Genomic DNA, 23,168 nt, shown 5'->3' with positions numbered 1-23,168 from the left:
GTGGCTCACCAGGTGGTGGGCTTCTCCGGGGTGTGCAGCCAGACGTCGAAGAACTCGTCGAGGTCCTGGCCGGAAACGCTCTCGAACAGCACCTCGAAGTCAGCCGTCCGGGCGGTGCCGTCGTCGTAGCGCGACACCCACCTCCGGACGCCCGTCAGGAAGGCGTCGTCACCGATCTTCGTCCGCAGCGCGAACAGGGTCGCCGCACCCCGGTCGTAGATCGGGTCGAGGAACAGCCCGAGCGGTCCAGGGTCGGCGACGACCGTGTGCCAGAAGGGGTCGTCGGCCGGGATCTCCAGCACGGCGTCGAACTGCGCCTGCGCCGTGTCGCCTCCCTGCTCCTCCGACCAGATCCACTCTGCGTAGGTGGCCCACCCCTCGTTCAGCCAGATGTCGGCCCAGCGGGTGGGGCTGACTGCGTTCCCGAACCACTGGTGCGCCAGCTCGTGCACCACCGTCCCCTCGCTCGCGGCGCGGGAGTACACCGGGCGGGTCTGCGTCTCCAGCGCGTACCCGACCGAGTCGTCGTCGACGATCGCACCTGCCGAGTTGAAGGGGTAGCGTCCGAACTGGTCGAGGAAGTCGATCATCTCGGCCTGCAGCGCCAGGCTGGCGTTCGTCGTCGCCAGGTTGTCCGGGGTGAGGCCGTCATCGACCGCGTCGATGATCGGCAGGCCGGCGGGTGTCTCGGACCTGCGGAACTCGTAGTCGCCCACGGAGGCCGTGGTCAGGTAGCTCGCTTGCAGGTCGGGCGCCCGCCAGTACCAGGTCGTCCAGCCCTGTCGGGTCGTCGGCCTCCGGGCAGGCAACCCGTTGGCGACCGCAACCTTGCCCTCGGGGACCGTGATCTCGAAGCTGTACGTCGCCTTGTCGGTGGGGTGGTCGCTGACCGGGTACCACGTCATCGAGCCCTCGGGCTCGCTGACCACCATGGCGCCGTCGCGTGTGGTCACCCAGCCGTAGAGCACCCCCTCGATGTCCTCCGGCCGCGTGGTGTCTCCGTGGTACCGGACCACGAGCCGGACCGTCCGCCCGGCTTTGATCCTCGGTCGCGGCTGGATCGTCAGCTCCCACTGACGCGCCGCGTCGTCCTGGACCTGCCAGTAGGCCAGGCCCTCGACCGTCTCGCCGTCCGGGGGCGGCGCGACCTCCCGGGCCTGCCGGCCGTCGATCATGACCCGGTCGACCTCCATGCCGCGCAGGTCGAGGTTGAACCGATCGAGGTTCTGGGTCGCCCGGAGTCTCAGCGTCGCTTCACCGTCGAGGCGCCCGGTCAGCGGCGCCGGAGCCGGTCCGGGCGGCGCGTAGGTGACGTCGAGGTCGTAGTGCCGGACGTCGTAGCCGCCGTTGCCCGCGAACGGGAAGTAGGCATCGCCGGCGCCACTCGCCCCGCTCACGAACGACGTCCCGCCGTGGTCGACACCGAGCGACGCCGCCGGCGCCAGGAGCATTCCCAACCCGACGACCCCCGCGACCAGGATCCGACGGCCCCTCGAGCCAGCGATCATGACGCCCCCCTCCGATGTCAGGACACTACGCCCGCGCCGCCGTACGGGGGGCCCTTGCCGCTCGGATAGATTCGCCCGCATGCCCGCAGGCTTGGATCAGACCTTCGCAGCACTCCCCTACCGCGACCTCGGCGACGTCGCGCTCGCCCGCGCCCGGGAGCTGGGAGCGAGCCATGCCGAATTCCGGTTCGAGCGGGTCCGCTACCAACGACTCGGGATCCGCGACGGGCTGCTGCAGGGCGCGGCTGACTCCGAAGACCTCGGCTTCGCGGTCCGGGTGATCCACGACGGCGCGTGGGGCTTCGCGGCGGGGGTGATCCTCACGCCGGACGAGGCCGCAGCCGTGGCCGACCGCGCGGTCGCCGTCGCTCGGGTGGCGGCCGGGATGACGACCGTGCCGGTGGAGATCGCGCCGGAACCGGTCCACGACGACGTGACGTGGGTGTCGTCGTACGTCGTGAACCCGCTGGAGGTGCCGACAGCCGAGAAGGCAGAGCTGCTGATCGACTGGACCCGACGCCTGCTCCAGCACGACGCGGTGCAGCACGCGACCGCCTCGCTCCAGCAGGTGCACGAGAACAAGTACTACGCCGACCTCGCGGGCACCCGGACCACACAGCAACGGATCCGGCTGCAGCCCCACTTCGAGGCGATGGGGTCCGACGACGCCACTGGCGTGTTCGACTCCATGGGGTCGATCGCGCCCCCGGTCGGGCGCGGCTGGGAGTACCTCACCGACGGGAGCTACGACTGGGACGCCGAGCTGGCTGCGGCGCCCGAGCTGCTCGCCGAGAAGCTCGCGGCACCGTCGGTCGATCCCGGCACCTACGACCTGGTCATCCACCCGTCGAACCTGTGGCTGACGATCCACGAGTCGATCGGGCACGCCACCGAGCTCGACCGTGCTCTCGGCTACGAGGCCAACTACGCCGGCACGTCCTTCGCGACCTACGACAAGCTCGGGACGCTCCAGTACGGCTCGCCGATCATGAACGTGACCGGTGACCGCACGGTGGAGCACGGCCTCGCCACCATCGGGTACGACGACGAAGGAGTCCAGACGCAGGCGTGGGACATCGTGCGTGACGGCGTCCTCGTGGGTTACCAGCTCGACCGGCCGATGGCCCACCTCAAGCCCGAGCTCAACGGTGGCCGCTCCAACGGCTGCGCGTACGCCGACTCCCCGGGGCACATCCCGATCCAGCGGATGGCGAACGTGTCGCTGCAGCCCTCCCCCGAAGACACATCCACCGAAGAGCTCATCTCTCGCGTAGAGCGCGGCCTCTACGTCGTGGGCGACAAGTCGTGGAGCATCGACATGCAGCGCTTCAACTTCCAGTTCACCGGCCAACGGTTCTACCGGATCGAGGGCGGCGAGCTGGCCGGCCAGGTGCGCGACGCGGCCTACCAAGCCACCACCACCGAGTTCTGGAGCTCGATGGAGGCGGTCGGGGGCGAGTCGACGTGGGTGCTCGGTGGCGCGTTCAATTGCGGCAAGGCCCAACCCGGGCAGGTGGCGGCCGTGAGTCACGGTTGCCCGACGTCGCTCTTCCGCGGCGTCCGGATCCTCAACACCACGCACGAGGCAGGCCACTGATGACCATCGCCACCACCTGGACCCCGCAGTCGCTGGTCGAGCACGCGCTGGCGACCTCGGTCGCCGACGACTGCGTCGTCCTCGTCAGCGACACGACGAGCGCGAACCTCCGCTGGGCGAACAACACGCTGACCACCAACGGCGTGATGCACGGCGTGGGTGTGACCGTCATCAGCTTCGTGAAGACCACCGATGGCGTGGCCACCGGCTCGGTCTCCGGCAGCGCCACCACCCAAGCCCAGGTGACCGAGCTGGTGAACGCCGCGGACGCCGCGGCTCGCGCGGGCTCGGCTGCCGAGGACGCGCAGGAGCTGGTCGGCGGCGAGGCAGCGGTCGACTGGGACGAGGCCCCTGTCCCGACGGACATCCACGTCTTCGACGCGTTCGCACCAGCGCTCGGCGAGGCTTTCGGGTCCGCGGGAGACGCCGGCCAGGTGCTCTACGGCTTCGTGAGCCACGAGCACACCACGACCTACCTCGGCTCGACGACCGGGCTCCGGCTGCGTCACCTGCAGCCCACCGGTCACTACGCCTGCACCGGCAAGGACAGCACGCTCACGCGCAGCGCATGGGTCGGTGGCGCGACCCGTGACTTCACCGACGTCGACGCCCTCGCCATGCAGTCCGAGGTCGGGCAACGGCTGGCGTGGGCTGAGCGTCGGGTCGACCTGCCCGCCGGACGGTACGACACCATCCTGCCGCCGACCGCTGTGGCCGACCTGATGATCGACGCCTACTGGTACGCCGGCGCGCGCGACGCCCACGACGGACAGTCCGTCTACAGCAGACGCGGCGGCGGTACGCGGATCGGCGAGCGGATCGCACGCGACGGGGTCACGCTGTCGTCCGACCCGTTCCGGCCCGGGCTCGAGTGCGTGCCGTTCGTGACGGCGTCGACGTCGTCCAACCTGCAGTCGGTCTTCGACAACGGTCTGCCCCTGGGCCGCACCGACTGGATCGCCGACGGGACGCTCTCCTCGTTGCTGCAGACCCGGCACTCCGCCACGCTCACCGGCCAGCCGGTGACGCCGTACGTCGACAACCTGGTCCTCGCGGTCGACGGCGCGTCCGGCGGCATCGACGACCTGGTCGCCGGGATGGACGACGGGCTGCTGCTCACCTGCCTCTGGTACATCCGCGAGGTCGACCCCCAGACCTTGCTCCTCACCGGGTTGACCCGAGACGGCGTCTATCGGGTCGAGCGCGGCGAGATCACCGGTGCGGTCAACAACTTCCGGTGGAACGAGAGCCCGATCGACCTGCTCAACCGGTTCAGCCACGTCACCGCGACGATGCCGAGCTTCAGCCGCGAGTGGGGCGACGACTACTTCTCGCGCACGGCGATGCCGGCGCTACGGGTGCCCGACTTCAATATGTCGAGCGTGTCCGAGGCGATGTGAGCACTCAGCGACGAGGATGACCGCCCGGGATCGGTGCGTCGGGGTCGTACGGCGTCCGGGTGTAGACGAACGTCGCACACTCCAGGTAGCCGATGGTGCCGTCGTCGCGGCGGTGGACGTGCAGGGTCTCGCCCCGGTGATAGCCGGCGACCCCGACCAGCCGGCCCTCCCGCAGTGCGAACCGCCACGGCTCACGCTCGGGGGTCGCCAGGGCACGCAGGTCGAGGCCCTCGTTGTGCCAGCGCAGCTCGACGGCCGTGTTCCCCCAGAACCACAGCCCGGGGAGCCCCTCGACCTCCGGCGGCACCGTCACCGTCGGTCGCCACGGTGCCGGGACGTCGTCGGTGAAGTCGCCGTCGATCAGGTCGATCGCCAGCCGCTCGGTGTTGATCCCGGTCGTCGCGTTGGCCAGCACGGCCGCACCGATCCCTGAGCCCGGGTCGACGAAGAGGGAGCCGAGGAACCCCGGCATGGAGCCGTTGTGGCCGACCAGGATCCCGCCGGCGTTGGCCGTGAGCCGCAGCCCGAGCCCGTAGTCGTCCATGACCGGCGTCGACATCTCGTGCAGGGTCGACGGGTCGAGCAGGTCCGGTCGCGCGCCGGCCAGGAACTGGCCCCACAGGACCAGGTCCTCCACGGTCGACCACAGTTGACCGGCCGGCGCCATGGCGCCGGTGTCCGTGAGCGGTTCCAGGGTCCGGACGCCGGTGAAGTGGTCGACGCTCCAGCCGGCCTGGGCGTTCGGCCGCGGGAGGTACGACGTGCGCGACATCCCGAGCGGACCGAGCAGCACCTGGCTCACCAGGCTGCGCCACGGCCGCCCCGTGACTCGGGCGAGCACTTCCCCGAGCATCGCGTAGCCCAGGTTCGAGTAGTGGTAGTACTCCCCCGACCGGGCGACCCGCCCGCTGCCGTCGTTCGCGACCACGAGCCGGGCGAAGTCACCGCCGCGCGAGCGCTCCCACCACGGCCCGGCCGGCTCGCTCTGCATGCCCGAGGTATGGCTCAGCAGCTGACGCAGCGGCACCTCGGCGTACCCGACGTCTCCGAGGTGCCTGCCCACCTGGTCGTCGAGCGACAGCAGTCCGGCGTCCCGCGCCTGCATCACGAGCACTGCGGTGAACGTCTTGGTGATCGAGCCGATCCGGTACTGCCCGTGGACGCCGGGGCAGTCGCCGCTCGCGCCCGCCCAGACGACGCCGTAGCGGTCGAAGACCGCGCCCACCACCGACGTCAGGCGTCCCTCGGCCTGAGCGACGTCGAGGCAGACCTGGCGGCGTTCAGTCACAGAAGAGAACCTAGATGACGCTAGGCGAACGCCTCGGGAGGCGGGCAGGCACACACCAGGTTCCGGTCGCCGTACGCCTGGTCGATCCGCGCGACGGGCGGCCAGTACTTGTCGGGGTCGGGACCGGCAGGGAACGCGCCGAGCGCGCGGGAGTACGAGCGCTCCCACTCCCCCACGAGCGCACGCGTGGTGTGCGGGGCCGCGCGCAGCGGGCCGTCCTCGGGGCTCCACTCGCCGACTCGTACCTGCTCGATCTCGGCGCGGATCGCGATCATCGCGTCGCAGAACCGGTCGATCTCTGCCAGGTCCTCGGACTCGGTCGGCTCCACCATCAAGGTGCCCGCAACGGGGAACGACATGGTCGGCGCGTGGAAGCCGTAGTCGATCAGCCGCTTGGCGACGTCGTCCACGCTCACACCGCTCTCACGCGTCAGCCCCCGGACGTCCACGATGCACTCGTGGGCGACCAACCCGCCGTGACCGCGGTAGAGCACCGGGAAATGCTCCTCGAGGCGGTGAGCGATGTAGTTCGCCGAGAGCACCGCGACAGCGGTCGCGCGAGTGAGCCCGACCGCACCCATCAGCCGGATGTAAGCCCAGGAGATCGGCAGCACGCCGGCCGAGCCGTAGGGGGCGGCGCTGACCGCGCCGATCCCCCGCCGCTTGCGCTCCTCGGGGTGCATCGGGTGTGAGGGAAGGTACTTCGCAAGGTGCTCGCGTACCGCGACCGGCCCGACCCCCGGGCCACCCCCGCCGTGCGGGATGCAGAAGGTCTTGTGCAGGTTGAGGTGCGAGACGTCCCCACCGAACTCGCCGGGCCGGGCGTGACCGAGCAGCGCGTTGAGGTTGGCGCCGTCGACGTACACCTGGCCGCCGTGCTCGTGCACGATCGCGCACAGCTCGGTGATGGTGTCCTCGTACGCGCCGTGGGTCGACGGGTAGGTCACCATGATCGCGGCGAGGTCATCGGCGTGCGCCTCGCACTGGGACCGGAGGTCCTCGAGGTCGACGGAGCCGTCGGCATCGGCCTTGACGACGACGACGCGCATCCCGGCCATCACAGCGGAGGCGGCGTTGGTCCCGTGGGCGGAGGACGGGATCAGGCACACGGTGCGCTCCCCCTGTCCACGATCGCGGTGGTACGCGCGGATCGCGAGCAGCCCGGCCAGCTCACCCTGCGACCCGGCGTTCGGTTGGATCGACACCCGGTCATAGCCGGTCACCTCGGCCAGCCACGCCTCGAGCTGGTCGACGAGCTCGCGGTAGCCCAGCGCGTCCTCTGCGGGCGCGAACGGGTGCAGCTCGGCGAACCCCGGCAGCGAGATCGGCTCCATCTCGGTGGTGGCATTCAGCTTCATGGTGCACGAGCCGAGCGGGATCATCCCCCTGTCGAGGGCGTAGTCACGATCGGAGAGCCGGCGCAGGTAGCGCAGCATGGCGGTCTCGCTGTGGTGCTGGGAGAAGACCTCGTGGGTGAGGTACGGCGTGCTGCGGCGCAGTCCGTCGGGCAGGGCGTCCGCGGTCGACCGGTCCAGGTCGTCGAGGTCGGCGGAGACGCCGAACGCGTCCAGCACCCGCTCGAGGGTCGAGCGTGACGTGATCTCCGAGGTGCTGAGACCCACCCGGTCGGCGTCCACGAGCCGCAGGTGGAGGCCTCGGTCTCGGGCGGCGGACACGATCGCGGCCGCCCGGCCGGGGACGCGGGCGACCACGGTGTCGAAGAACTGCTCGTGCTCGACGTCGACGTCGCCTTCCGCCAACGCCTTGGCGAGGACCGCCGCGTAGCGATGCACACGCGTCGCGATCGCGGTGAGCCCGTCCGGGCCGTGGTAGACGGCGTACATCGAGGCCACCACGGCCAGCAGCACCTGGGCCGTGCAGATGTTGGAGGTCGCCTTGTCCCGCCGGATGTGCTGCTCCCTGGTCTGGAGCGCCAACCGGTAGGCCGGCCGTCCCTCGGCGTCGACGGAGACGCCCACCAGCCGACCCGGAAGGTGTCGCTCGAGCCCGGCTGCCACCGCCATGAACCCGGCGTGCGGCCCGCCGTACCAGAGCGGCACCCCGAACCGCTGCGAGGAGCCGACGACCACGTCGGCACCGAGCTCGCCCGGCGCCTCGAGCAGCGTCAGCGAGAGCAGGTCGGCGGCGACCACCGCGAGCGCGTCACGCTCGTGCGCGGCAGCCGCGATCGGCCGTGGGTCGAGCACCCGGCCCGACGCACCCGGGTACTGGACCAGCACCCCGCTCAGCGGACCGTCCGGCAGGCCGTCGAGGAGATCGGCCACGACGACCTCGATACCCATGGCGGCCGCCCGGGTGCGCACGACGTCGAGGGTCTGCGGCAGCACGTCGGCGTCGACCACGAACGGCCCGGCGGCATCGCCGCTCCTGGACCTCGGGAGCGCGCGCCGGACCAGCGTCATCGCCTCGGCCGCCGCCGTGCCCTCGTCGAGCAGCGAGGCATTGGCCGTCGGCAGGCCGGTCAGGTCGCCGATGACGGTCTGGAAGTTGAGGAGCGCCTCCAGCCGGCCCTGCGAGATCTCCGGCTGGTACGGCGTGTAGGCGGTGTACCAGGCCGGGCTCTCGAGCACCCGGCGTCGGATCACGCCTGGCGTGACGGACGGGTGGTACCCCAGGCCGATCATCGACTCGGCCGGGTTGTTGCGGGCCGCCATCGCGCGCAGCTCGCGGGCGACCGTGTCCTCGTCGGTCGGCGGCGGCAGGTCCAGCGGACGCGTCGACACGATCGCCTCAGGAACGGCCGCTGTCATGAGCTCCTCGAGTGAGCCGAAGCCGAGGGCCCCGAGCATGTGCTCGACGTCCTCGGGCCGCGGCCCGATGTGTCGGTCGACGAACGGGAGGGCTGCGTCGAGCTCGGTCAGGCTGGGGTGGTCCGCCACGGGTTGGCTCCTCGGATCGGGGTCGATCGGGTCGCCTCCCCCTCTGTCGCCCGCGATGGTCCGAGACTCCAGAGTCGCCTGACCCGCGCAGTCCGGGCGCCTGAGAGGTTCCGGGGAGGATTTGCCCCTTCGGCGCTCCGCTCGGACGGCTGGAGCCGCCCTGCGAAGACTCTCCCGCGCGGGATCGTCAGCACTGGTCAATCTACCCCAACCGGCGAGCCGTCAGCCGATCTGTCGAGCCGCGCGGCGCGCGGCGAGCTCGTCGCCGGTGACCGGACCCTGCGCGCCCTCGTCCGCTGCGGTGCGCTCGCTGGGCAGCTCCGACAGGGTGCCCTCGATCTCGCGCCACACGCCGCCGATGGCGATGCCGAACACGCCCTGGCCGCCCTGGAGCAGGTCGATGACCTCGTCGTTGCTGGTGCACTCGTACACCGAGATGCCGTCGCTCATCAGCGTCACCCGCGTGAGGTCGTCGGTGCCCCGCTGACGCAGGTGCTGCACGGCGGTCCGGATCTGCTGCAGGGAGATGCCGGCGTCGAGCAGCCGCTTGATGACCTTGAGGATCAAGATGTCCCGGAAGGAGTAGAGCCGCTGGGTGCCGGAGCCACTGGCGCTGCGCACGCTCGGCTCGACCAGCCCGGTACGGGCCCAGTAGTCGAGCTGGCGATAGGTGATGCCGGCCGCGTTGCAGGCGGTCGGACCGCGGTACCCGGTGTCGCTGGGCAGCGGCGAGACGTCGTCGGTGAACAGCAGGCCCTGCTCCTCCGCGGCCTCGGCCGCCTCGTGGGCGGCGTCGAGATCTGCTCGATGAGCGTCCGGCTCGTACTCGTTCCCGGCCACGCGGTCCTCCTGCGGCTACTCCGTTGCGCGTAACTCCGCAGGGGAATTGCGGACCGTGCAGCCAGAGGTGACCACATCGGTGGAGTTACAACAGAGACAGTTCAAGGTAAGGCGGAACCTGAGGGTGGTCAACGACGCCTGCGGCGTGTCGTAACCCTCAACCTCTACCTGAGGGTCAGGCTTGAGCCTGCGTTCGACCGTCAGTGGGACTCGAAGTCGTCCGGCGTCACCTGGTCGAGGAACTCGCGGAAGCGTTCCACCTCGTCCTCCTGCTCGGCCGGCACCGCCAGTCCCACCTCGTCGAGGACCTCCTCCGCGCACACGATGCGCGAGCCGGTCCGCAGTGCCAACGCGATCGAGTCCGAGGGGCGGGCGCTGACCTCGGCACCGGAGGCGAACACCAGGTTCGCGAAGTAGACGCCGTCCTTGACCTCGGTGATCTGCACCTCGGTCAGCTCGTTGCCGGTGGCCGCGAGCACGTCCCTGAGCAGGTCGTGCGTCAGCGGTCGCGGCGGTACGACGCCCTGCTGGGCGAACGCGATCGCGGTGGCCTCGACGGCGCCGATCCAGATCGGGACGTAGCGATCACCCGCCACCTCGCGCAGCAGCACGATCGGCTGGTTCGACGGCATCTCGACCCGGACACCCATCACGTCGACTTCGCGCACGTTGCCACCCTACTCGCGTCGTGATGGGACGGTAGCGGTCCTGCTGGGCACCGGGAACCCGCCGCCCTGGGCCGCCTCAGGTGCGGAGACCGGCCTTGACCAGCGTGGCGTGGAGCCGGACCGACAGCGCCGCGATCTCGCTGACGGTCTCCTCGGCGCGGGCCTTGGCGCCGGCGTCTCGCCCGCGCTTCTGGGGTGCGACCACCTGCTCGACCAGTCCGACCTCGCGGTCGGCCGCGGTCCGGAACGCTCGGAGGTGCCGCGGCTCGAACCCGAAGTCGGACAGCTCGCGCGCGGTCTTGGCGATGACCAGGGCGTCGGTGTCGTAGTGACCGGTCCCCTGCCGGGGGACGATCAGGCCGAACTGCTCCAGCTGGTCGAGAAGATCCTCGCTGACCTCGGCGATCTTGAGGAGTTCCTTGCGCGACAGCCGGACGTCGTCTCGACGACGGAACGACTCGGCGCTCGGCAGCCCGTCGGCGGCCAGCGCGACCGAGGGAACGGTCGGCATCACGGACTCGATCGGCGGCGGCTCGAGGCCGCGGTCGATCGCGGCGAGGTGCTCGCCGATCACCTTCAGCGGTAGGTAGTGGTCGCGCTGCATGGTCAGGATGTAGCGCAGCCGGTCGACGTCGTCGTGCGTGAACTTCCGGTACCCCGCCGGGGTCCGCTCCGGCTTGATCAGCCCCTTGTCCTCGAGAAACCGGATCTTGGGGATCGTGACACCCGGGAAGTCGGGTCGGAGTCGGTCCAGGACCTCCCCGATGTTCATCCGCGCCCCATGGGCCCCCGCTGGTGCCTGCGACATCACTCGTCCCGGCTATTCAGCGGAGTGCCCCGAGAAGAACACCAGCCGGTACTTGCCGATCTGCACCTCGTCACCGTCGTTGAGCTGGACCCGGTCGATCCGGTCGCGGTTCACGTAGGTGCCGTTGAGGCTGCCGTCGTCGCTGACGGTGAAGCGCTCGCCCTCGCGCTTGAACTCGGCGTGCCGGCGGGAGACGGTGACGTCGTCGAGGAAGATGTCGCTGTCGGGGTGACGCCCTGCGTGGACGGTGTCGGTGTCGAGCAGGAACCTGCTGCCGGCACCCGGACCCCGCTGTACGACGAGCAGCGCGTGGCCCGGCGGCAGCGCGTCGACCGCCGCCGCGTCGACCGGGCTCAGCTGCCGGTCCGAGGTGTCCGCCTTCTCCTTCGAGACACCGAACGTGATCGTCGCGGTCGACTCCCCGGAGGGCTCACCCGACGACTGGGGCGGGCTCGCGTCTGGCGTGACGAGTCGGGTCCCGCACTGCGAGCAGAACCGCGCCTCGTCCGGATTCTGCTTGCCACAGGCTGTGCAGAACGGCATCGATGGTCCCCTCCGGATGGTCCAACCCTCACCTCGGGCTTGAGGTTGACGGTTGCCCCGAACCTATCAGTCCACGAACGGCGTTCAACCCGATCCCGAGCGTTCGTCAGGAGGTGGGAGGCGCGCCGACAAGGTCAGGACTCGAGCGTGCCCTGGTAGGTCGCGGCGTCCATCAGGCCCCCGACCGCCGCCGCGTCCGACGGCACGAGCTCGAACAACCATCCGCCGCCGTACGGGTCGTTGTTGACCAGCTCAGGAGTGGCGTCCAGGGCGTCGTTGCGTGCGACGACCTCACCGTCGACTGGAGCGAAGATGTCGCTGACCGACTTGGTCGACTCCAGCTCCCCGCACGCGCTGCCGGCTGCGATCGCGTCACCGACCTCGGGCAGCGAGACGTAGACGATGTCGCCGAGGGCGTCCTGCGCGTAGTGGGTGATGCCCACCCGCACGGAGCCGTCATTCTCTCCCGGCACGCGTACCCACTCGTGCTCGGAGGTGTACTTCAGGTCGTCGGGGTACAACGGCTCCTCCTCGATGCGATTCGTCACGAACTGACCGATGGTCAACGGCAGGCTACCGAGGCCCGCTCATCCCCCGCTGCCTGGCTGCGCGAACTGCGGCTGCTGGACCTCGACGACCGACTCGATGTCGAGCGACTGGACCTCCTCGACCTCGACGGAGGCTCCGTCGTCCTGCAGCTGGGCGATCGGGCCTTCCGGGAACGTGAGGCCACCGCGCAGACCGGACGGGTCACCGATCACGTCGATCACGTACGGCGGCTCGAGCAGTGTCCCGTCGACGTAGATCCCTCCCACGCCGTCCTCGAAGGAGGTCGAGCCCACCACGCGCACCTGGCCGTTGAACTGCATCGCCTCCGCGAACGCCGTGCGCATCTCCTGCACCGTGTCGAGCAGCGAGTCGATGTCGACCGCCCCGGTCTCCTCGGTGATCGTGATCCGGATGCCCGGGCCGGTCACCGGCACGACCCCCGCCAGCACCTGCAGGGTGTCGGCCTCGTTGCGGGCCTGCTCGATCGCCGCCTGCTCGGCGCTGGTGTCGCTCTGCAGCCGCTGCCGGGTCTCCTCCAGACGCGCCAGCTCGGCCTCCGCCCGCTGGGTGGTGCCGGCCAGACCGTTGAGGACGTCGATCAGGGCCTGCTCGCTGTAGCCGGCGTAGGTGTCGTTGAGCTCGTTGGAGCGCAGCTGCGTGACGGCAGCGAAGCCCAGCACCGCCAGCAGCACGCCGACGATCAGCTGTCGGCGCGACGGCTCGCGGAGCGTGCCGATCAACCCGCTCCTCCCGGTGTCGGCCGAGCTCGGGCGGGCGTCGGGCGTTCCCTCCGGGATGCCGGGCGGGTCCGGACGGTCGAGGCTCGGGTCGGTGTCAGGCATGGAACAGGTGACGGCGGATGGCCGCGACGTTGGAGAAGATCCGGATCCCGAGCACGACGATCACGCCGGTGGACCGCGGGCCACCGACCCCCAGCTGGTCGCCGAGGTAGACGATCGCCGCCGCGATCACGACGTTGCTGAGGAAGGAGACGACGAAGACCTTGTCGTCGAAGATTCCGTCGAGGTAGGCGCGGAGCCCACCGAAGACCGCGTCGAGGGCGGCCACCACGGCGATCGGCAGGTACGGCTCCAGCCAGAGCGGTACGTCGGGCTGGAAGATCAGACCGAGCACGATGCCGACCAACAGCCCGAGTGCTGCTATCACGGTTGCCCCTCCTCGGCTCCGAGGCCGCCCCGCATCTGCTCCGCGGTGCCCGTCCTCACGTAGTTGAGCCGACGTTGGCGAGCCGCCGGCAGCTCCAGATCACTGGCATTGTCCACCGAGTACACGAAGCCGAGCTGGTCGGCCAGGGAGAAGAACTCCGCGCCGTGCGTGGTCTCGAGCAGGTTCGCCTGGAGGGTCCGCATGTCACCGATCGCCCGCACGACGTACGGCGGCGACAGGGGCACGGTGTTGACGTGGATCGCACGGCCGCTGTTCCGGATGGCGCCGAGCGGCGTGAGCCGCTGGTCGTTGATGGCGATCGCCTCCGCCCCGGCCTCCCACAGACCGTCGGTCAGCATCGCGAGGTCGCTGTCGGTGACCAGTTGCACCTCGTTGCCGATCGGGTTGTCGTCGACCACGATCCGCACTCCCTCGCCGCTCACCCGGGCATAGCCGGTGACCGTGCCCAGGCGCGCGACCGCTGCTTCCGCGCGGGACCGGGCCGACGCCAGCTCGGTGAGCCCGGCCGCGAGCTGACGGTTCTCCCGGGTCAGGTCCGCCAGCTGCGCCTGCCTGTCCTCCAGCGCGCTGCGCTCCTCCTCGATCCGGGAGATCAAGGTGGTGCGACCGGCGTCGTCGACCGCCTCGTTCCGGGTGTTCTGCACCACCGCGATGCTGATCAGGACGCCGAAGACCGCGATCACCGCGCCGGCCACGACTCGATTCCGGGCGGGCTCGTGGTCACCCGAGGTCTCGGCCCGGCGGCGGGCGACCTGGGCGTAGTCGGAGTCGAGGGCACCCTGGGTGATCCGCGACAGGAGCGGTGTCGTCACGTGCTCGGGCAGCGGCTGCGCCGCCCCCTCGCCTCTCCCCCGCGCTTCGGGGCCGTCGGTCGGATCAACCATCGGGTGCCACCGAGCGTCGAGGCGTCGTCTGGACGAAGCGGTACACCTGGTAGGCGTAAAGGATCCCTGCCCACCAGTACAGGCCGATCCCCCAGATCGCGAATGCCCAGCCGAAGACGTCCGCCAGTGTCGCGACGACGCCCTCGCCGTCACCGAGCAGCAGCAGCGGGAAGGCGTAGAGCAGGTTGAACGTGGCGGCCTTGCCCAGGAAGTGCACCGGGAGCGCGCTGTAGCCACGGGTGCGAAGGATCGGCACCAGAATCCAGAGCAGCAGGTCCCGCAACGGCAGGATCAGCGCCACCCACCAGGGGATCACGTCCCTCAGGGCGAGGCCGACGACGACCGCGAGGATGTAGAGCCGGTCGGCCACCGGGTCCAGCACCTGGCCCAGGCGCGACATCTGGTTGAGCCGCCGCGCGAGGTAGCCGTCGAGGTAGTCGGTGAACCCCGCCACCATCAGCAGGACCAGCGCCCAGCCGTCCTCCTCGGGGCCGAGGACCAGCCAGAGGAAGACCGGCACACCGGCGAGCCGCGCCAGGCTGAGGAGGTTCGGCACGGTCCACACGCGCTCGGCGAGGGTCTCGTCAGCCAACGTGTCTTCCTGCATTTCCCTCTGGGGTGGCGGGCGCCGGAGTCCCCGGTCGGACCCCGATGTCGGAGCCACACTATCCGCCGAGCCCAGCCGTTCCGGGGAGGGTCAGGCCGGCTCGTCCTGGTGGGCGGCGTCGCGGATCTCGCCGACCAGCTCCTCGATCACGTCCTCGAGCGTCGCCAGGCCCCGGACTGAGCCGTCGTGGTCCACGACGAGCGCCATGTGGGCGCCGCGCTGCTGGAGCTGGGCGAGCGCGTCGTGGAGAAGGTCGCCGACCTGCACCGGCGCGAACGGCCGGACCCACTTGTCGTCGATCACCCGGTCGCGGCGGGTCTCGTCGGTCTCGAGCACGTCCTTGATGTGCAGGTACCCGATCAGGTCGTCCGACTCCCCCACCACGGGGAAGCGGCTGTATCCGGTGGCTGCGCACAGGGCCTCCACCTCGGCCGCGGTCGCGCCGCGGCGTACGGTCTCGAGCTCGGCCACCGGCAGCAGCACGTCCGCGATCGTCTTCTCGGTGAAACCCAGGGCGCCGGTCAGCCTGCCGTACTCCTCCTCGGCGAGCATGCCCTCGCCGCGGGACTCCTCGACCAGCGCCGCCACCTCTTCGCGGGTGTACGCCGAGCTCACCTCGTCCCGAGGCTCGACCCGGAGCAGTCGCAGCGTGGCGTTGGCGATCGCGTTGAGGGCACGGATCACGGGGCTGAGCAGGGTCACCAGCGCCATCATGGGCGGCCCGAGGACCAGCGCGGCCTGTTCCGGGCCGGCGATCGCGATGTTCTTCGGCACCATCTCCCCGAGCACCACGTGAAGGTAGACGACGATCATCAGCGCGATCACGAACGCGATCGGGTGGGTGAGTCCGTCAGGCACGCCCGCCGCGTCGAGCCACGGTTCGATGACGTGCGCGACGGCCGGCTCGCCGACCGCGCCGAGGCCCAGCGAGCAGATGGTGATGCCGAGCTGGGCACCGGCCATCACGAGGCTCACGTTCTCCATCGCGTGCAGGGTGGTGCGCGCCATCCTCGATCCCGCCTGAGCACGGGGCTCGATCTGACTGCGGCGGGCCGAGATCAGCGCGAACTCCGCCCCGACGAAGAACGCGTTGGCGATCAGCAGGACGAGGGCGATCGCCACGGCCGGGCCGGTGCCGAGGGAGCTCATGACGCGCCTTCCCCGGTCTCGGCGCCGGCTTTGCCGCGGTGGAGTCGGAGCGCCACTCGGTCGACCCGCAGCCCGTCCATGTGCAGGACCGTGAGCGAGGCGAGCTGCTGACGCGGTTCCTCGGGGTCGCTGCGGTCGGGCACCGGCACCTCGGCGACGTCCCCGCTGGTCGGCACGCGACCGAGCACCTGGAGCACGAGGCCGGCGATGGTGTCGTAGTTCTCGTCCTCCGGCAGCTCGATGCCGGTCACGTCCTCGACCTCGTCGGGCCGCAGCAGACCTGACAGGATCCAGCTGCCGTCGCGGCGCTGACGGGCGCGTGACCCGAGCCGGTCGTGCTCGTCACTGATGTCACCGACGATCTCCTCGACGACGTCCTCCAGCGTGACGATCCCTGCGTGGCCGCCGTACTCGTCGAGCACGACCGCCATCTGGAAGCCGTCCTGCCGGAGCAGGGCGAGCAGCGGGTCGAGCCGGAGGGAGTCCGGCACGACCGTGGGCTTCACCATGATGTGCTTGATCCGCGTGGTGGCCCGCTCGGGTACCGGCAGCGCGACGGCGTGCTTGACGTGCACGGTCCCCACGACCGAGTCCTCCGCATCCAGCACCGGGAACCGGGAGTGGCCGCTCTGGCGTGCCAGCTCGATCACCCGCGATGCCCGGTCGCCGATCTCGACGGAGAGCGTGCGCACACGGGGCGTCATGATCTCGCCTGCGGTGCGGGTGCCGAACTCCACCGAGCGCTCCATCAGCTCGGCGGTCTCGACGTCGAGCGTGCCCTGGTCCGCGGAGCGCTGAACGAGCGAGGCGAGCTCGGTCGAGCTCCGCGCGGACCGGAGCTCCTCCTGCGGCTCGATGCCGAGACGTCGTACGAGCGCGTTGGCGGAGCCGTTGAGCAGCTTGATGAGCCAGCCGTTGACGGCGGTGAAGGCACGCTGGAAGCCCTGCGTGGCGCGGGCCGTGGCCATCGGTCGTGCGATCGCGATGTTCTTGGGCACCAGCTCTCCGAACAGCATGGTCAGCACGGTGCTGAGGGTCAGCGCGATCGTGATGGCGACGGGATGGACCACCCCACTCGGCAGACCGACCGACTCGAGGGGTCCGTCGATCAACGCGGCGATCGCCGGCTCGGCGAGGAAGCCGATCGCCAGGTTGGTGACCGTGATGCCCACCTGGGCGCCGGACAGCTGGGTGGACAGGCTGCGCAACGCCTTCTGCACTCCCAGCGCGGCGGCGTCCCCGTCAGCGGCGGCGCGGTCCACCTGGCTGCGGTCGACGGTGACGAACGCGAACTCGGCGGCGACGAACAGGCCGCACGTGAGGATCAGCAGGAGGGAGACGGCGAGGAAGACCCACTCGGTCACGATCGTCGCTCCGGATCGACAGGACAGGAAGAGTGGCGACTTTGATAGCCGTCCATGAAGTGCGTCGGTCCTTCGGGTCGGGGTCGGTCCGGACCACTCTACTGAGTTGTGTGATTCCGCTCATCAGGGCTGCTGCCTCGCCCTAGTCTGGTGCGGCCGCGGCCCGCCCCCCACCGTGGCAGCAGGAGTAGCGATGCCCCTCGCCCCCCGGCAACCCGCAGCCGACGTGCCCTCCCGCGTGCGCCCGCTTCTCAGCGGCGGCGCCCGCCACCTCGTGAGCCGCTTCTCGTACGGCATCACCCCCGGCCTCGCCAGCCAGGTCGTCAACCGAGGCGGCGCCCAGGCGTGGTTCGAGTGGCAGCTGCAGCCGTCCCGCATCAGGGACCGTGCTGCTGCTGACCTCGGCGACTGGTGGCCGGGCCTCGGGTTCTCCGGACCCGACGCGTGGGCGCGGCACTCCGACGGCACCGAGCCCGGCTGGGTGCTGATGGCCAACTACCAGCGATGGGTGCTGATGCGCCGGATCAAGAGCCAGCGCCAGGTCCACGAGATCATGACCGAGTTCTGGGAGCACCACCTTCACGTTCCGACCAACGGCGAGGCGTCCTTCACCTATCGCAAGAGCTACGGCGACGTGATCCGCAAGCACGCGCTCGGGTCGTTCGAGGAGATGCTGGTCGCGGCGATCACCCACCCGGCGATGGGGCTCTACCTCGACAATGCCGTCTCGACCGCGAAGAACCCGAACGAGAACCTCGCTCGCGAGCTGCTGGAGCTCCACACCGTCGGGCGCGGCAACCACGACGAGAACGACGTGAAGAACGCCGCGAGGATCCTCACCGGGTGGCGGGTGGATGTCTGGAAGACCTGGAAGGTCTGGTACGACGAGAGCGCTCACGCGACCGGCCGGGTCGACGTCCTCGGCTTCTCCGACGCCAACGCGTCCCCGGACGGACGCGAGGTGAGCCGTCGCTTCCTGCGTTACCTCGCCCGCCACCCGATGACCGCCCAACGGATCGCCCGCAAGCTGACCGTCCGGTTCGTGCGCGACGACCCGCCGCAGGCGCTCGTTGACCGGTTAGCACGCATCTACCTCGAGAACGACACGAAGATCCGCCCCGTGCTGCGTGCGCTGGTCGCCTCAGCGGAGTTCAAGGCGTCGGCCGGACTCAAGGTGCGCACGCCGGTGGACGACGTCGTCGCGACGTACCGCGCCCTCCAGGTCAAGGTCAGGAAGCCGACGGCGGACAACAGCGCCGCGGTCGCGATCCTGTGGCAGTGCACCGGCGTGGGTGCGAGCCCGCTCGGGTGGCCACGCCCCGACGGGATGCCGCAGGCCAACGGCGCGTGGGCGACCCCGGCCCGGATGATGGGCTCGATGCGGACCCACTACTCCATGAGCGGTGGCTGGTGGCCGAAGGTCGACGCGAAGTACCGCGGTCCGGCGTCGTGGGCGCCCCGCTATCCGATCCGGTTCGAGACGCTGGTCGATCATCTCTCGCAGGTGCTGCTGCACCGCCCGGCCACTGCCGCCCTGCTGAAGGCGTGCTGCCAGGCCACGGGCGTCTCCCCCCGCGAGAGGATCACCCGCGACCACGGCCTGGTCAGGTGGGGGATGCCCCGGCTCCTCACCACCTTCCTCGACTCCCCCGCCTTCTACACGAGGTGACGCCATGACGACGCCCATCCCTGCCGGACCGGAGTCTGCGTGCTGCTCGGAGTTCGCCGGTCTCTCGCGCCGCGGGTTCCTCACCGGGACGGTCGCCCTGGTGGGCACCAGCACGGCCTTCGGCAGCACCCTCCTCACCGTGTCCTCGGCTGCGGCCGCGACCGCCCGCGGCACGCTCCTGGTGCTGTCGCTCCGCGGTGCGGCCGACGGCCTCTCGCTCGTGGTCCCCCACGGGGACCCCACCTACTACTCCGCCCGGCCGCGGATCGCGATCCCCAGCAGCACGCTGGTGGCCAAGGACGGGTTCTTCGGGATGCACCCGAACCTGGCACCGCTGCTTCCGCTCTGGAGCTCGGGCAAGTTCGCCGCGATCCATGCGACCGGGCTGCCGGCACCCAACCGGTCCCACTTCTCCGCGATGGAAGAGGTGGAGGACGCCGACCCCGGCTCCAGCGCGCGGGTCGGCTGGCTGAACCGGCTGATCGGACTTGACTCGGAGTCCTCGCCGCTCCAGGCCTTCAGCGTCGGCGGCGGTGTGGCGCCCACCTCACTGGCCGGTCCGCAGCCGTACCTCTCGGCCGGCAACATCGACGACCTACGGATCCCGGGCGACGACGAGTGGGACCCCGACAGCCGGCGCATGAGGTCGCTCCACACGCTGTGGGACGGGTCGCGCTCCCCGCTGGCCGGCCCGATGGCCTCCACGTTCCGGGCCAACGCCGAGTTCGAGCCGGTACGCCAGACCCCGGAGACACCGGCCAACGGCGCGACGTACGGCGACACCGACCTCGGTCGCGCCCTGCAGACCGCTGCGCGCGTGGTCAAGGGCGATGTCGGAGTCGAGGTGATCACGGTCGACCACGGTGACTGGGACATGCACACCGGTCTGGGCACCCTCGAGTGGGGTCGGATGCTGAAGCTCTCCGCCGAGCTCGGGCAGGGGCTCGCAGGGTTCTTCACCGACCTCGGCGCACTCGGCGACAAGGTCACGGTCGTGGTGCTCAGCGAGTTCGGCCGCCGGGTCAAGGAGAACGGCAACCACGGTCTCGACCACGGCTACGGCAACGTCATGCTCGTGCTGGGTGCCGGCGTGAAGGGCGGGCAGTACTACGGCACGTGGACGAACCTCACCGGCGAAGGAGACTCGGATCTCCTGGTGACGACCGACTACCGCTCGGTGCTCTCCGAGGTCGTCTCGGCGCGCTTCGGCGTGAGCCCGGCCTCGGTCTTCCCGCAGTTCCAGCCCGAGCCGCTGGGACTGATGAGATCCAGCTGACCCGACCGAGCCAGTGACCCGGCATCTGACCCGGTGTGGCCCGTCAGTTACCAAAGCGTGTGTCGACAAGGCATACCCTTCGCTGCACAATCGAAGTGGTCATGGGGCACCGAGGACGCAGCTCGATCCACACCTTCCGCAGGGACCTACCCTGCACTCGATCATGGCGGCCTCGAACGCGTGCTCCGATGTGAGGAGTACTCGCCGTACCTCGGCGAGGACCTGGGGGGGTCACAACGATGCGGACATGGATAGCGCCTGCGATTCTGGCCGTGGGGGTGACGGTCGTGCCTGCGGCCGCCCATGCGGACGTGGTGGCCCACTGGCACATGGACGAGGGATCGGATGCTTCGGTGATGGTCGACTCGGCTTCGGCCGGCGGGCAGAACAACGGCACCATCGTCAACGTCACGACCGGCGTGGCGGGACTGGTGTCCGGGAAGGCGTACTCCTTCTCAGGTGAGACGCCCTACATCGAGGTGCCCGACCACGACAGTCTCGACCCGGGCAACGCTCCGATCACGTTGACCGCAACGGTCCGCACGGTGAACGCTCCGATGCCTGACGACAGCTATGACGTGGTTCGCAAGGGCTACACGGACACCAAGGGCGGGGACTGGAAGATGGAGATCAAGCGCAACCCGAACAACCACTCCATCGGGCGGCTCCACTGCAGCTTCAAGGGGGTCATGCCGACCGGAAAGCGCCGTACCGTGGCGAGGGTGGCCCAGGTGGACATCGTGGACGGGCGCACTCACACCCTGGAGTGCCGCCGCACGGCGACGGCGGTGCACGCCGTGGTCGACGGTCGCGTGTTCACGAACGCCAAGGCCAGCGGCAACATCTCGAACCGGGAACCGGTCATCGTGGGCGCCAAGATGAAGGGCGACGACGTGCTGCAGGGCACCCTCGACGAGGTCATCATCGACATCGGGTGACCGCTACGGGCGGGCGATGCCGACGGCGTCCAGCAACCGGTCGCTGGCCCCGAGTCGCGTCTCGGCGCCGATCCGTCGCGCTGCCTGAGCCCGCCGGCTCCGCGACGCGGCTGACTCCTCGAGACATTCGCGCAGGAAGTGCTCGAAGTCGGCGGGAGAGTCGAGAAGCGGTCCTGGGATGAGGTCTCGGTAGCCGTCGACGTTGAGTCCGCGAGCGGACTCGTACTGCTCGAGATCAGGGCAGTAGAACCCGATCGGTCGATCGACCGCGAGGTAGTCGGTCCACACGCTGCTGTAGTCGGTGATGAGCCCGTGGCTGCGGCCCAGGAGCTGGTAGACGGTGACCTGCTCGCGCTGAAGGACCTCGCCGTCGATGACGAGCAGGTCGGTGGCGCCGTAGTCGTCGGCATCCAACGGGTGAGGCTTCACCACCACGGTGACCCCCAGCCGCCCGGCCGCTTCCGCCACCTCGCCGATCAGGTGGCGGACCCGCTCGGACTCGGAGAGATCCGCCGCGTCGGCCCAGTTGCGGACCTTCGCGAGCCGTCGCCCCCGGTACTCCGTCCGACGGTAGGTCGGCATCCACAGGACGAACGGCTTCGCCGGATCGAGACCGAGCGCCTTCAGCTGCTCCTCGCGCACGGGCCGTTCGAACTGGTCGATCCTCGGGTTGCCCGTGACGAGGACGCCGCTCGCGGCGACGCCGAAGTAGACCGGGCGCTGGGCGCCCCACAGCCGGGTCCCGGCGACGGTGTAGGTCGACCGGACGTTGGCGAAACGCTTGCTCATCTTGGGTCCGTCACCGTGCCAGAGGTTCACGAAGGTGCGACGCCGTGGCGCGGGGGGTGACCCGTAGAGGCCGTGCGTGAAGAAGACGTAGCGGGCCGTTGCATAGGCCAGGAAAGCCCGCTTGGAGTCCTTCGGCACCAACCGGATCCGGTCGCGACGCTCCGCTCCCGACAGGAGCCACTCGACCGACTCCGGAGTGCTGTTGATCAGCCAGTACACGGGGAGCCGCCGAGCGAGAGCTCGGACCGTCTCGACGCTGTTGCCCTCCTCATCGGGGAAGCCGGCGACCACAGCGTGCCGACGGGCCGGCAGGACGGAGAGCGCCAGCCGCAGCAACAGCAGCTCTCCGCCTGTTCTCAGCTGCTCGGGGTCCATCACTCAAGCCCCGAGGGCGTCGATGAGGCGCTGCTCGCTGTCGCGCATCAGCAACCTGGTGTGGGCGCCGATGACGCGAAGCTTGACTGCCAGCCGTGCCGGGGACTCGTTCTGAGCAGCCAGCTCCCGCATCCGGCACCATCGTCGGCAGAGCTGGTGGAGGTACTTCAGCTCGAACAACGGCGGCCAGTCGGACGTCCCGTAGTAGGCCTGCAGCAGCGCGTGCTCCATCCGTCGGCGTACCCCGCCGAACGGCGGCAGCACGAGCTCCGGTGCCAGCCGGATGATCCCCGACGTGAGGGCGACGTACCGGACGAGGTCTTCCTCGGGTACCCCGACGGCCTCGAGCGACGGGTCGAGACCGACCGTGGACCCATCACTCGCGAGCAGGATGTTGGCCGGGCCGAAGTCCCCGTGCAGCCGCACCTGCGGCGACGTCACCGTCGCGGCGGGGAGCTCCTGCAACGTCCGTCGGACCTGACCCGGAAGATCGAGGCCGAGGGGATGGAGCTTCTCCTCGGCCACGGCCAGTACCTGCTCGGCCTGCGCCTTGAGGTCGACCGTCAGCTCCGGGAAGTGCTCCAGGGTGTGCAGGTGCCTCAGGAAGCCGCCCGACGCGGAGAGTCCGTCGAGAAGTCGGGTGGGGCGACGCAGACTGGCGTAGCTCAACAGGTCCTTCACGGTGATGCCCTCGACGTACTCCATCACGACGGCTTCCACCTCGGGGAGGAACGCCACTGGCTCCGGCACCCGGTAGGGCAGGCCGAGGCCGACGAAGTGTTCGTGCAGTCGGCGCAGCGCGTCGAACTCCTGCTCGGCACTCAGCGG

21 protein-coding genes and 1 riboswitch are annotated in these 23,168 nt (G+C 70.0%); of the genes, 5 read left to right on the top strand and 16 right to left on the bottom strand.

What is annotated here, in order from left to right; all coding sequences use genetic code 11:
* Positions 1-5: 5 nt before the first annotated feature.
* Positions 6-1,508: a M1 family metallopeptidase gene (locus VFZ39_RS18110; RefSeq protein WP_330867194.1), complete on the bottom strand. Its 1,503-nt coding sequence runs from the start codon at positions 1,506-1,508 to the stop codon at positions 6-8.
* Between the two features lie 79 nt (positions 1,509-1,587).
* Here VFZ39_RS18110 and VFZ39_RS18105 point away from each other — a divergent pair, with 79 nt between their 5' ends.
* The gene (locus VFZ39_RS18105; RefSeq protein WP_330867193.1) at positions 1,588-3,105 is read left to right on the top strand and encodes a TldD/PmbA family protein; all 1,518 of its coding nucleotides are present in this window, start codon (positions 1,588-1,590) and stop codon (positions 3,103-3,105) included.
* A complete protein-coding gene (locus VFZ39_RS18100; RefSeq protein WP_330867192.1) occupies positions 3,105-4,505 on the top strand; it encodes a metallopeptidase TldD-related protein in 1,401 nt (466 codons plus the stop codon). Before VFZ39_RS18105 ends, VFZ39_RS18100 begins: the two co-directional genes overlap by 1 nt.
* A gap of 4 nt (positions 4,506-4,509) precedes the next feature.
* On the opposite strand, the gene VFZ39_RS18095 is transcribed toward VFZ39_RS18100, so the two are convergent.
* The 13 genes from VFZ39_RS18095 to VFZ39_RS18035 form a co-directional block, all read right to left on the bottom strand.
* Positions 4,510-5,793 carry a serine hydrolase domain-containing protein gene (locus tag VFZ39_RS18095; RefSeq protein WP_330867191.1) on the bottom strand — a complete coding sequence of 428 codons (1,284 nt, stop codon included), beginning with the start codon at positions 5,791-5,793 and terminating at the stop codon, positions 4,510-4,512.
* Between the two features lie 20 nt (positions 5,794-5,813).
* Positions 5,814-8,693, bottom strand: coding sequence for an aminomethyl-transferring glycine dehydrogenase (gene gcvP / locus VFZ39_RS18090; protein WP_330867190.1), 2,880 nt, complete (start codon positions 8,691-8,693; stop codon positions 5,814-5,816).
* 78 nt (positions 8,694-8,771) lie between these two features.
* Positions 8,772-8,880, bottom strand: a riboswitch (glycine riboswitch).
* A gap of 35 nt (positions 8,881-8,915) precedes the next feature.
* Positions 8,916-9,533 carry a MerR family transcriptional regulator gene (locus VFZ39_RS18085; RefSeq protein WP_330867189.1) on the bottom strand — a complete coding sequence of 206 codons (618 nt, stop codon included), beginning with the start codon at positions 9,531-9,533 and terminating at the stop codon, positions 8,916-8,918.
* Positions 9,534-9,733: 200 nt separating this feature from the next.
* Entirely contained in the window at positions 9,734-10,201 is a 468-nt protein-coding gene (locus VFZ39_RS18080) for a bifunctional nuclease family protein (RefSeq protein WP_330867188.1), read from the bottom strand.
* Positions 10,202-10,277: 76 nt separating this feature from the next.
* Positions 10,278-10,973 carry a MerR family transcriptional regulator gene (locus tag VFZ39_RS18075; protein WP_330867187.1) on the bottom strand — a complete coding sequence of 232 codons (696 nt, stop codon included), beginning with the start codon at positions 10,971-10,973 and terminating at the stop codon, positions 10,278-10,280.
* Between the two features lie 48 nt (positions 10,974-11,021).
* The gene (locus VFZ39_RS18070) at positions 11,022-11,552 is read right to left on the bottom strand and encodes an FHA domain-containing protein (RefSeq protein ID WP_330867186.1); all 531 of its coding nucleotides are present in this window, start codon (positions 11,550-11,552) and stop codon (positions 11,022-11,024) included.
* A gap of 134 nt (positions 11,553-11,686) precedes the next feature.
* Positions 11,687-12,073: a glycine cleavage system protein GcvH gene (gcvH, locus tag VFZ39_RS18065; RefSeq protein WP_330867218.1), complete on the bottom strand. Its 387-nt coding sequence runs from the start codon at positions 12,071-12,073 to the stop codon at positions 11,687-11,689.
* Positions 12,074-12,139: 66 nt separating this feature from the next.
* Positions 12,140-12,943, bottom strand: a complete 804-nt coding sequence (locus VFZ39_RS18060) for a DUF881 domain-containing protein (protein WP_330867185.1) — start codon at positions 12,941-12,943, stop codon at positions 12,140-12,142.
* Complete coding sequence (locus VFZ39_RS18055) at positions 12,936-13,268, bottom strand: small basic family protein (protein WP_330867184.1); 333 nt, start codon at positions 13,266-13,268, stop codon at positions 12,936-12,938. The genes VFZ39_RS18060 and VFZ39_RS18055 overlap by 8 nt, the downstream gene beginning before the upstream one ends.
* Positions 13,265-14,173 (bottom strand): DUF881 domain-containing protein, encoded by a 909-nt coding sequence (locus VFZ39_RS18050; RefSeq protein ID WP_330867183.1) that lies wholly within the window; start codon positions 14,171-14,173, stop codon positions 13,265-13,267. Before VFZ39_RS18050 ends, VFZ39_RS18055 begins: the two co-directional genes overlap by 4 nt.
* On the bottom strand, positions 14,166-14,780 hold the full coding sequence (locus VFZ39_RS18045) for a CDP-alcohol phosphatidyltransferase family protein (RefSeq protein ID WP_330867182.1): 615 nt from the start codon (positions 14,778-14,780) through the stop codon (positions 14,166-14,168). Before VFZ39_RS18045 ends, VFZ39_RS18050 begins: the two co-directional genes overlap by 8 nt.
* 90 nt (positions 14,781-14,870) lie before the next feature.
* Positions 14,871-15,929 (bottom strand): hemolysin family protein, encoded by a 1,059-nt coding sequence (locus VFZ39_RS18040; RefSeq protein ID WP_330867181.1) that lies wholly within the window; start codon positions 15,927-15,929, stop codon positions 14,871-14,873.
* Positions 15,926-17,293, bottom strand: a complete 1,368-nt coding sequence (locus VFZ39_RS18035; RefSeq protein WP_330867180.1) for a hemolysin family protein — start codon at positions 17,291-17,293, stop codon at positions 15,926-15,928. The genes VFZ39_RS18040 and VFZ39_RS18035 overlap by 4 nt, the downstream gene beginning before the upstream one ends.
* Positions 17,294-17,486: 193 nt before the next feature.
* On the opposite strand from VFZ39_RS18035, the gene VFZ39_RS18030 reads away from it, so the two are divergent.
* The 3 genes from VFZ39_RS18030 (at position 17,487) to VFZ39_RS18020 (ending at position 21,176) form a co-directional block, all read left to right on the top strand.
* Positions 17,487-18,962 (top strand): DUF1800 domain-containing protein, encoded by a 1,476-nt coding sequence (locus VFZ39_RS18030; RefSeq protein WP_330867179.1) that lies wholly within the window; start codon positions 17,487-17,489, stop codon positions 18,960-18,962.
* 4 nt (positions 18,963-18,966) lie between these two features.
* Positions 18,967-20,238 (top strand): DUF1501 domain-containing protein, encoded by a 1,272-nt coding sequence (locus VFZ39_RS18025; RefSeq protein ID WP_330867178.1) that lies wholly within the window; start codon positions 18,967-18,969, stop codon positions 20,236-20,238.
* Between the two features lie 272 nt (positions 20,239-20,510).
* Positions 20,511-21,176: a hypothetical protein gene (locus VFZ39_RS18020; protein WP_330867177.1), complete on the top strand. Its 666-nt coding sequence runs from the start codon at positions 20,511-20,513 to the stop codon at positions 21,174-21,176.
* A 3-nt stretch (positions 21,177-21,179) separates the two neighbouring features.
* Here VFZ39_RS18020 and VFZ39_RS18015 read toward each other — a convergent pair whose 3' ends face one another.
* Positions 21,180-22,340, bottom strand: a complete 1,161-nt coding sequence (locus VFZ39_RS18015) for a CDP-glycerol glycerophosphotransferase family protein (RefSeq protein ID WP_330867176.1) — start codon at positions 22,338-22,340, stop codon at positions 21,180-21,182.
* A gap of 3 nt (positions 22,341-22,343) precedes the next feature.
* Positions 22,344-23,168: phosphotransferase family protein (locus tag VFZ39_RS18010; protein WP_330867175.1), on the bottom strand; the 825-nt coding region annotated here is incomplete at its 5' end.

The organism is Nocardioides sp. (assembly GCF_036374615.1).
Taxonomy (GTDB): Bacteria; Actinomycetota; Actinomycetes; order Propionibacteriales; family Nocardioidaceae; genus Nocardioides.
The sequence above is the reverse complement of the archived record's forward strand: the minus strand, read 5'-3'. Positions and strand labels throughout refer to the sequence as shown.